The sequence below is a fragment of the Kitasatospora sp. MBT63 genome, assembly GCF_000710465.2.
In the GTDB taxonomy this organism is placed as follows: Bacteria; Actinomycetota; Actinomycetes; order Streptomycetales; family Streptomycetaceae; genus Kitasatospora.
This window is the reverse complement of the sequence record NZ_JAIZ01000101.1, coordinates 1-9,410: the sequence shown is the minus strand read 5'-3', so window position 1 is coordinate 9,410 and position 9,410 is coordinate 1. Positions and strand designations below refer to the sequence as shown.

The following is a 9,410-nucleotide window of genomic DNA, read 5'->3' as shown; positions in this document are numbered from 1 at the left end:
CAGTCCACCGACGCGATCGTGATCCACCACCCCGAGGCCACCTACTTCAACGCCCGGTGACCTTCAACGCCCGGTGACGCGGCCGGCCCGCCCGGCCGCGCCCCGGATCAGCCGAAGTCCTGATCGGCGTAGAGGTCCTGGATCTCCAGCCCCTCCGGTCCCAGGCCGGTCCGCTCCGCGTGCTCGAGCATCCGCGGCCCGTACTCGGGGTGCTCGGTCAGGTCGGTGTAGGTGTCGAGGTCGAGGTCGAGCACGCCGGCCTGGTGGGCGAGGTAGACGTCCAGGCCCGGGTACATCACGGCCACGTACGGCAGGTCGTCGATGTCGGTGACCAGCACCGGGTACTCGCCCAGCGAGTCCGGCTCGCCCACGTAGAGCAGCCGCCGGGAGTCGCTGCCGCCGGCCAGCGGGAAGCAGCGGCCCGGCAGCAGCGTCTCGAACTCGGTGAACATCTGCGACCAGACCGCCTCGGCGCCGTCGAAGCCGTACAGCAGGTCGGTGGTGTCCGACAGGGCGCGGCCGTCCAGGGCGGGCGCCGCCGGGTCCGGGTACCACCCCAGGGCGGAGAGCCAGGCCGAGTCGTAGGCCAGCCAGCGCCGCAGGCTGGGCGGCAGCGGCCGGCCGCCGGGCAGCCGGAGGGCGTCTATGAGCTCGGGCGGCAGCGGGACGGGGTCGGCGGGCATCGGTTCGTCGCAGGACTGCCAGCCGTCGCGGCGGACCGCCGCCACCACCCGCTCGACCAGGGCTTCGCCGTGCATGTTCGGATCCATGCCCGGCAGTGTGGCAGCCGTGTCGGACAGTGGGCCGGCAGGGCGGGCGTCGTCCAATGGGAGGGCGGCCGATCCGCCCGTCCCGCCCGCCCGGCCCGAGGAGTCCTGCCGTGTCCGAGCCCCGCACCCTGCTGACCGGTCTCGTCCTCGGTGAGTCGCCCCGCTGGCACGACGGGCGGCTGTGGCTGTGCGACTGGGGTGCGCAGGAGCTGATCGCGGTCGGCCCGGACGGCGCCGGGCCCGAGGTGGTGCTGCGGGTCCCGGCGTTCCCGTTCTGCATCGACTGGCTGCCGGACGGGCGGCTGCTGATCGTCGACGGGAGCGGCCGGCGGCTGCTGCGCCGGGACGGGGACGGCCCGCCGGTGACCCATGCCGACCTCGGCCCGCTGAGTGACCGCCCGTGGAACGAGGTGGTGGCCGACGGCCGCGGCAACGCCTACGTCAACGGCGTCGGCTTCGACCTGATGGCCGGGGAGGCGCCCGCGCCGGGCCTGCTCGCCCTGGTCACCCCGGACGGCGCGGTCCGCCGGGTGGCCGGGGACCTGGCGTTCCCCAACGGGATGGCGGTGACGCCCGACGGTTCGACGCTGATCGTCGCCGAGTCGTACGCCGGCCGGCTCACCGCGTTCCGGATCGAGCCCGACGGGAGCCTGGCCGACCGCCGGGTGTGGGCCGCGGTGGAGGGCTCCGCCCCCGACGGCATCTGCCTCGACGCCGAGGGTGCGCTCTGGTACGCGGACGTGCCGAACCGCGCGTGCGTGCGGGTCCGGGAGGGCGGCGAGGTGCTGGCCCGGGTCGAGTCGGAGCTCGGCTGCTTCTCCTGCGCCCTGGGTGGTGAGGACGGCCGGACCCTGTACGTGACGGCGGCCGAGTGGCCGGGCGCGGCCGACGGTACCCGGAGCGGGCGGCTGCTGGCGGTGCCCGCTCCCGCGCCGCGTGCCCCCGCGCCGCGTGCCCCCGCGCCGCGCGCCCAGGGGCCGGCCGGCGCGCCCGGGTGACCGGTCCGACGGGACCCCGGGAACCGGCGCCCGGACCGGCGCGTTGCAGGTGGCGAGGGGCGGACCGGTTAGGCTGCCCTGACAGGGGGAGCCTCGCCGTATCCGCACGCGTGGGGCCGTTACCGGTGTCACGGCAGCTGTTGCACCACGCCCACGGAGGTAGTCCGTCTTGCACATCGACCAGTGGATCGACGGTGTGTCGCCCGCCGCGGTGTACGCCATCGTCGGTCTGATCATCGGACTGGAGAGCCTCGGGATCCCGCTGCCCGGCGAGATCGCACTGGTCTCCGCCGCGCTGCTGGCGGCGCAGGGCCACGTCAGCCCGTGGGGGGTGGCGATCTGCGCGATCCTGGGCGCGATCATCGGCGACTCGATCGGCTACTCGATCGGACGCAAGGGCGGCAAGCCGCTGTTCGAGCGGCTGGGACGGAAGTTCCCCAAGCACTTCGGCCCGGACCATCTGGAGAGCGCCGAGCGCTCGTTCCAGAAGTGGGGCATGTGGGCGGTGTTCTTCGGCCGCTTCATCGCTCTGCTGCGGATCTTCGCCGGGCCGCTGGCGGGTGCCCTGCGGATGCCGTACTGGCGGTTCCTGACCGCCAACGTGCTCGGCGGCGTGGTCTGGGCCGGCGGCACCACGCTGCTGGTCTACCAGGTCGGCAAGGTCGCCGAGAAGTGGCTGAAGAGCTTCTCCTGGATCGGGCTGGTGGCGGCCGTCCTGGTCGGGGCCGGTTCGGCCTGGCTGATGAAGCGCCGGGCGGCCAAGGCCCGGGCCGGCCACCCCGAGGTGTCCGGCGGCAAGAGCGGCACCCCGGTCGAGGCGGTCGAGGCGGTCGAGGCCGCGCCGGTCGCGCCGGTCGCGGACTGAGCCCACCCGCCACTGAAGGAGGGGCCGCGGACGGGTTCCGGGGCCCGACGTACGTGCGCACGTGACCACCGAGCGACGAGGAGGCCCGCCGTGGGCCAGCAGCAGTGGACCGCAGTCGACGACTACTTCAGCGAGGTGCTGATCGGCGCGGACGAGGTGCTCGACGGGGCGCTCGCCGCGGCCGACGCCGCGGGCCTGCCGCACATCAACGTGGCACCCAACCAGGGCAAGCTGCTCCAGCTGCTCGCCGTCACCCGGGGCGCCCGGCGGATCCTGGAGATCGGCACCCTCGGCGGCTACAGCACCATCTGGCTGGGCCGGGCGCTGCCCGCCGACGGCCGGCTGGTCACCCTGGAGATCGACCCGGCGCACGCCGCGGTGGCCGAGGCCAACCTCGAGCGGGCCGGGCTCGCCGACCGGACCGAGGTCATCGTCGGCCGGGCCGCCGACTCCCTCGCCCGCCTCGCCGACCAGGGCGTCGAGCCGTTCGACTTCGTCTTCGTGGACGCCGACAAGCCCAGCAACCCGGTCTACTTCGAGTGGGCGCTCAGGCTCACCCGCCCCGGCGCCCTGATCGTGGTCGACAACGTGGTGCGCGGCGGCGAGGTCGCCGATCCGGACTCCACCGATCCGGCCGTGCGCGGCGTCCGCACGCTGCACGACCTGATCGCCGCCGAGCCGCGGGTCTCCGCCACCTCGGTGCAGACCGTCGGCGTCAAGGGCTACGACGGCTTCACCCTGATCCGGGTCGAGAGCTGAGCCCGGGAGCCGACCGCCGGGCCCGGGACGAGACACCGCCGGGACGAGACACCGCCGGGACGAGACACCGCCGGGATGAGACATCACCGCGACGAGGACAGCCACCGAGATGAGGGCAGGAACGCGATGAGGGTAGGACTGCTCGGTACGGGACCGTGGGCGCAGCGGGTCCACGCGCCGGCGCTCGCCGCGCACCCGGGGACGGAGTTCGCCGGGGTCTGGGGCCGTCGGCCGGAGGCGGCGGCCGCGCTGGCCGGTGCGCACGGCGTACCGGTGTACGAGGACCTGGACACGCTGTTCGCCGAGGTCGACGCGGTGGCGGTGGCGCTGCCGCCGTCCGTCCAGGGCGAGCTGGCGATCCGGGCGGCGGAGGCCGGGCGGCACCTGCTGCTGGACAAGCCGGTCGCCTTGGACCCGGCCGTCGCCCGTCGGCTGGCCGAGACCACCGAGCGGCTCGGACTCGCCTCGGTGGTGTTCTTCACGCTGCGCTTCAACGCCGACCAGGCCATCTGGCTCACCGCGCAGGCCGCCGAGGCGGACTGGTTCACGGCCCGCTGCGAGTGGCTGGGGGCCGTCTTCACCTCGCCGGACAGCCCGTACGCGGCCTCGCCCTGGCGCAAGGAGAACGGCGCCCTCTGGGACGTCGGCCCGCACGCGCTGTCGATGCTGCTGCCGGTCCTCGGCGACGTCGTGCACGTGACCGCGGCCGGCGGCCCGGGTGACACCGTCCACCTGGTGCTGCGGCACGCCGGGGGCGCCAGCTCCACCCTCACGCTGAGCCTGACCACCCCGCCCGCGGCGGCGGTGGACGGGGTGTCCCTGGAGCTGCGCGGCGCCGCCGGCCTGACCCGGATGCCGGGCCGGAGCGAGGGCCCGGCCGAGGCGTACGCCCGCGCGCTGGACGCCCTGCACAGCGCGGCGGCGGGCGGCCCGGCGCACGCCTGCGACGCGGCCTTCGGCGCACGGGTCAGCGAGATCCTCGCCGCCGCCGACCGCTCCCTGGCGACGGGCGCGGGCCTGGAGCTCTAGCGCCCGGTGGTCAGCCGCCGGCCGGCCCGATGCCGGGCGGGCCGGGCGGCCAGTGGTGGCCGGCGTCGTGCAGCCCGACCAGGGCCCGGTGGTCGTTGGCCACCAGCACCTGGGCCAGCCGGGCTGCCGCCGTGACCACGGCGGACCAGCCCGGGGCGTCCAGGAACGCCTGGTCCGGGGCGTCGGCGCCGAGCGAGTCCTGCACCGCGGAGTAGGCGGCGCCGAGGTGTGCGGTCAGTTCGACCTCCTCCTGGGTGCGGAGGGTCTGTCCCAGCCACGGCGCGGGATCGTCGGCATCGCAGAAGTCGTCGAAGAGCACGTGGACGGTGTGGTCGAGGTCCTCGGACCGGGCCGGGTCCAGCCATACCTCGCGCTGCCACGACGGGCCGGCCAGTGCCACGACCGCGGGCACGACGTGGAGGCGGTGGTGCGGCAGGGCAACGCCGTGATCGATCATCAGCCGGTCTTGGGGCGGCGGTCGGCCGGGCGGGTCGGGGGGATCGGGGCGGACGGGAAGTCGCGGGGGCCGGTCCACAGGGAGGGGACGGCGTCGCTGCGGCGGGCGAGTTCGTAGCCGATCGCCTCGTAGTTGACCCGCCAGCCCTGGAACTGCGGCCAGGCGTCGACGGTGGCGCGCTCGGCCGGGAACCCGGACGCGGTGACCATCGCCACCGCCGCGTCGAACTCGGCGTAGCTGAGCCGGATCGGGCCGTCCGGCTCGGGGTCGGGGTCGTACGGGATGCGCAGGGCGTCGGCGATGTCGCGCATCGCGGTGAACCCGGCGCGCAGCACCAGCCGCGCCTCCGGTGGCGCGCTGCGCGGGCTCAGCGCGAGCTGCATCGCGGCGGCGTCCAGGACGGCGAGCAGGCCGACCACCCAGTTGCGGTTGGGCTGCGGGGAGCGGAAGGAGAGCAGCACGGGGTAGTTGGAGTGGCCCTCGCCGATGTCCGCGGCCAGCCGCTCCCAGCTGCGGTACAGCTCGGGCAGCGCGGTCTCGGTGCCGACCAGGGCCTGCCGGGCCAGCAGCTCCGGTCCCCAGGCGGGTTCGCCGGCCCTGGTCTGCAGCAGGGTCACCTCCACCTCCCGCCGGTTGTACGCGCCGTACAGGGTCGGCAGGTAGCCGATCAGCAGCGCGATGATCAGCGGGCCGGTGGCGGCGGCGAGGAAGTCGAGAGCGGACAGGCGCAGCCGGTCGTTGCTGGCGAAGCCGAGGGTGAAGAGGCTGGAGCCGGCCTCCCGGAAGGAGACGCTCCAGCTCAGACCTGAGGTGCCGTACAGCAGCAGGGTGTAGGCGGCCAGGGTGCCGAGCAGCCAGGTGCCGAGGGTGCAGACCAGTATCAGCGGGGCGAGCCAGGTCTGGACCCGGTCGAGCGTGCGGTAGCCGAAGGGAGCCGCCGCGAGCCGCAGGACGGTCCGCAGGACCGCCCAGAGCCGGTTCACCAGGATCGAGTAGAGGCCGCGGGGGACCACCAGGGTGCGCAGGATGCTGGCGATGGTGAGCCCGAGCAGCGCCAGCCCGGCCAGGGTGATGATCATCCTCATGCGGTCATTGTGTCCCGGGGCCCCCGCCGACCCGCGCAGGGGCCCCGGTGCGGTCGGGCGTGGTCAGCCGTTGGCGAGTGCCTGGAGCCGGTCGTAGGCGCCGTTGAAGAGGTTCTGGTCGCCGGGGAAGGTGCCGGAGTCGGCGTACTGCCAGATCGTCCGGTACGACCAGCCGGCCGGCAGGGTGCCGGGGGTGCTGCTGTAGCGGGCCAGCCAGAGCGGGTTGGTGGCGCCGAAGGAGGCGTTGTTGCCGGTGCAGGTCTTCCACCAGTCGGTGGTGGTGTAGATGACGGGGTAGCGGCCGGTGCGGGTGTGCACGGTGGTGCTGAAGTCGCGGATCCAGCTGACCATCGCGCCCTGGCCGAGGCCGTAGCAGGTGGCGCCGTACGGGTTGTACTCGATGTCGAGCGCGGGCGGCAGGGTCCGGCCGTCGCGGGACCAGCCGCCGCCGTGGGCGGTGAACCAGGTCGCCTGGGCGGCGCCGGAGGAGACGTCGGGCAGCGCGAAGTGGTAGGCGCCGCGGATCAGCCCGGCGCCGTACGAGCCGTTGTACTGCTGCGCGAAGTACGGGTTGAGGTAGGTGGTGCCTTCGGTGGCCTTGACGTAGGCGAACCGGGCGCCGTCGGCGGCGGCGGTGCTCCAGGCGACGCTGCCCTGCCAGCTGGAGACGTCCAGCCCGGGGGTCTGGGTGACGGTCAGTTCCGGGGCGGGGGAGCCGGTGGCCCCGCCCTCGTGGGCCGCCACGGTGGAACCGGCGTGGTCGAGCTCGGGGTGGAGCGGGGGCCGGGGCCGGCCGGCGGCCTGCGCGGGGGCGCCGGCCGCGCCGAGCAGGACGGCGGCGCAGGCCAGGGCGGTGGCGGTGCGGCGGAGCGTTCGACCGCCGGTGGGCGGTAAGGCGCGGACTCGCATGGAGCACTCCCTTCGACCGGGCACGGCGGGGCAGGGGAGGGGCGTGGGGGGTGCATGGCCGTGCCGCGAGCAGGATAGTCATGCACCCGACAGCAGCACCAGGGGCCGGTCCGGCGAACCGCCACGGGCCCGCGGAGGCCTGTGGCACCATGGCGGCGGGTGCCCTCGGGGCCGACGACCGAACGAAGGAGTACGGGCGTGGCGAACGATCTGACCTTCCGGACCGCGGGTCCCGCGGACGTCCCCGCCCTGGTGGCGCTCATCGAGTCCGCCTACCGGGGCGAGGCCAGCCGGGCCGGCTGGACCACCGAGGCCGACCTGTTGGAGGGCCGCCGCACCGACGCCGAGTCGCTCGCCGCCGTGCTCGCCCGCGAGGGCTCGCTGGTGCTGCTGGCCGAGCGGGCCGGTGACCTGCTGGCCTGCTGCCACCTGGAGCGCCGCGGGGGCGCCGCCTACTTCGGGATGTTCTCGGTCCGGCCCGAGCGGCAGGGCGGCGGCCTCGGCCGCGAGGTGCTGGCCCACGCCGAGCGGCTGGCCCGTGAGCAGTGGGGCGCGGCCCGGCTGGAGATGACGGTGATCGAGCAGCGGGCCGACCTGATCGCCTGGTACGAGCGGCGCGGCTTCGAGCGCACCGGAGAGTTCTCGCCCTTCCCGTACGGCGACGAGCGCTTCGGCGTCCCGCTCCGCCCCGACCTGCGGTTCGAACGGCTGGTCAAGGCCCTGTGACGGCCGGCGCGCCCGGCCGGCCGGGGAAGATCGCGAGACCGTTGGCGACCGCGCGTTCGAAGCCCCGGTCGAGCCGGTTGCGGACGGCCACCCGCCCGCTTCCCGGGTCGCGGGTGACCAGCGTGGACGAGCCGCCGCCGTCCAGGTAGACGCCCTCCTCGCAGCCCGACGAGGCGAGCAGGTCGGCGAGTTCGCCGAGGGTCAGCCCGCTGGAGGCGTGCTCCCGGCCGTCCGTCGCCAGCAGCCGCAGGACCCGGCCGCCCCGGGCCAGGCCGACGGCCGTGCGCGGCTCGGCCACCTCCCGGTCCAGCCCCGGCAGCGGCCGCCCGCCCGCCAGCAGCCGGTGCGCGCCGAGGGCGGAGGAGAACGGGCGGCCCGAGTCGGCCACCAGCCGGTAGTCCACCCCGACCGGGGTGCCCACGGCGGCCCCGCGCAGCGCCTGCGCCCCCTCCTCCCGCCCGAACAGCACCAGGTCCCCCGGTGGAACCGGGCCGCTCCCGGCCGTCGCGGAGGCGGCCGCCACCCGGCCGTGGCGGACCGTCAGCTCCCAGGTGTCGCCGGTGCAGGGGCCGCCGCGGTCGGTGTCCGTGCCGCAGGCGGCGCGCGCCCGCGAGGCCCCGCCCCAGTCCGCGGTGAACGCGCCGATCGAACCGGCCGCCAGCGCGTACTGGTTCAGACCGCGCAGCGGGCTGCTCCCCGCCGGGGTCCGCACCTGCCCCCGCAGCACCAGCCGCGCCGTGCGGGCCACCCCGTCGACGCCCACACCGACCACCTCCCACTCGCTGTCCCCGGGCAGCGGCGGCACACCGAACCGCTGCCCCGGCGGCACCGCCGCCTTCAGCGCCCGGCCGTCCGCCACCACCGGCCCCGACGGTGCGCCGGTCGCCGGGATCCCGGGGTGCTCGGCCTCGCTGATGTCGAAGAAGTCACCGTTGACCGCCGCCAGCGCGCCCTGCGCCTCGGCCATCCGGGAGACCCGCTCGCGCGCCGCCACCACCCCCGGGTACAGCAGGCCCGCCCGCACGCCGGTGCGGCGCAGGTCGGCCGTCACCACGTGCACCCGGGCACCGCCGTGCGCGGTCGGCACGGCGAACGCGCGGTACTCCACACCGGGGGCGAGCCGCTCCACCGCCCCGTCCGCGGCAGCGGCCGGCCCGGCGGGCAGACCCGGCCCCGCGACCAGTGCGCAGACCGCCAGCGCGGTGGCGATCCGGGCGCGGACGATCGCGGTACCGGTGGCCGCGGCGCGGCCTGCGGGCTGCCTCATGCGGCACACTGTGCGGGCCCCGGCCCGGCCGGCCCGGCAAGCTCACCGCCCGCACCCCGGCGTCCACCCGTACGGACCGGCCCCGCCCGGGCCGGGCGCGGCTCAGACCGGGTCCGGCCCCGGAGCGCGGCGCCACTCCACGTAGCGTCCGGACTCCCTGGTAAGCCCGGCCAGGAACCACACCAGCACGGCGGTGTCGTCGCTCCAGCCGACCACCGGGAAGACGTCCGGCACGGCGTCGAGCGGGCTCACCAGGTACAGCCCGACCAGCAGGCCGAGGCCCACCAGCTTCCCCGGCCCCACGCCGGGGTAGCGGCGCAGCAGCACGTCCCCGACCAGCCGCGGCAGCGCCGCGACCCGGGCGCCGAGCCCGGGCGCTCCGGGCCGCCGGGTCTCGCGGTACAGCCCCCACGCCGAGCGGCCGACGGCCGCGCCGTCCAGCCCCCGCACACCCCGCCCGGCCCGGCCCTTCGCCGGTACCCCTGCGCCCATCACGGTCTCCTCCCGCGTACGGGCCCGACCACCGGTGGCCGGCCCCTCACGGG

General features: G+C 75.9%; 11 protein-coding genes. 5 read left to right on the top strand and 6 right to left on the bottom strand.

All coding sequences use genetic code 11. The features are described from left to right. Positions 1-107: 107 nt before the first annotated feature. Positions 108-770: a hypothetical protein gene (locus AA75_RS06695; RefSeq protein WP_082526308.1), complete on the bottom strand. Its 663-nt coding sequence runs from the start codon at positions 768-770 to the stop codon at positions 108-110. Between the two features lie 110 nt (positions 771-880). On the opposite strand from AA75_RS06695, the gene AA75_RS06690 reads away from it, so the two are divergent. From AA75_RS06690 to AA75_RS06675, 4 genes are all read left to right on the top strand, one after another. Further along, a complete protein-coding gene (locus tag AA75_RS06690) occupies positions 881-1,768 on the top strand; it encodes an SMP-30/gluconolactonase/LRE family protein (RefSeq protein ID WP_051811942.1) in 888 nt (295 codons plus the stop codon). A 169-nt stretch (positions 1,769-1,937) separates the two neighbouring features. Beyond that, positions 1,938-2,633: a DedA family protein gene (locus tag AA75_RS06685; RefSeq protein WP_051811941.1), complete on the top strand. Its 696-nt coding sequence runs from the start codon at positions 1,938-1,940 to the stop codon at positions 2,631-2,633. Between the two features lie 90 nt (positions 2,634-2,723). Next, positions 2,724-3,392 (top strand): O-methyltransferase, encoded by a 669-nt coding sequence (locus AA75_RS06680; RefSeq protein ID WP_033818852.1) that lies wholly within the window; start codon positions 2,724-2,726, stop codon positions 3,390-3,392. Positions 3,393-3,518: 126 nt separating this feature from the next. Next, entirely contained in the window at positions 3,519-4,421 is a 903-nt protein-coding gene (locus AA75_RS06675; protein ID WP_033818851.1) for a Gfo/Idh/MocA family protein, read from the top strand. Positions 4,422-4,431: 10 nt separating this feature from the next. On the opposite strand, the gene AA75_RS06670 is transcribed toward AA75_RS06675, so the two are convergent. The 3 genes from AA75_RS06670 to AA75_RS06660 all read right to left on the bottom strand — a co-directional run bounded on the left by AA75_RS06670 (position 4,432) and on the right by AA75_RS06660 (position 6,872). Continuing rightward, positions 4,432-4,878: a hypothetical protein gene (locus tag AA75_RS06670; protein ID WP_051811940.1), complete on the bottom strand. Its 447-nt coding sequence runs from the start codon at positions 4,876-4,878 to the stop codon at positions 4,432-4,434. Continuing rightward, entirely contained in the window at positions 4,878-5,963 is a 1,086-nt protein-coding gene (locus AA75_RS06665; protein ID WP_033818850.1) for a hypothetical protein, read from the bottom strand. The genes AA75_RS06670 and AA75_RS06665 overlap by 1 nt, the downstream gene beginning before the upstream one ends. A 63-nt stretch (positions 5,964-6,026) precedes the next feature. Next, complete coding sequence (locus AA75_RS06660) at positions 6,027-6,872, bottom strand: lysozyme (RefSeq protein ID WP_033818849.1); 846 nt, start codon at positions 6,870-6,872, stop codon at positions 6,027-6,029. Between the two features lie 198 nt (positions 6,873-7,070). Here AA75_RS06660 and AA75_RS06655 point away from each other — a divergent pair, with 198 nt between their 5' ends. Beyond that, positions 7,071-7,598 carry a GNAT family N-acetyltransferase gene (locus AA75_RS06655; RefSeq protein WP_033818848.1) on the top strand — a complete coding sequence of 176 codons (528 nt, stop codon included), beginning with the start codon at positions 7,071-7,073 and terminating at the stop codon, positions 7,596-7,598. Here the strand turns inward: AA75_RS06655 and AA75_RS06650 are convergent. Then, on the bottom strand, positions 7,585-8,865 hold the full coding sequence (locus AA75_RS06650; protein ID WP_082526305.1) for a phosphodiester glycosidase family protein: 1,281 nt from the start codon (positions 8,863-8,865) through the stop codon (positions 7,585-7,587). The two genes, AA75_RS06655 and AA75_RS06650, sit on opposite strands and share 14 nt — an antisense overlap. Positions 8,866-8,967: 102 nt before the next feature. Beyond that, a partial coding sequence (locus tag AA75_RS06645; protein ID WP_206743432.1) for a YkvA family protein occupies positions 8,968-9,410 on the bottom strand: 443 nt, incomplete at its 5' end.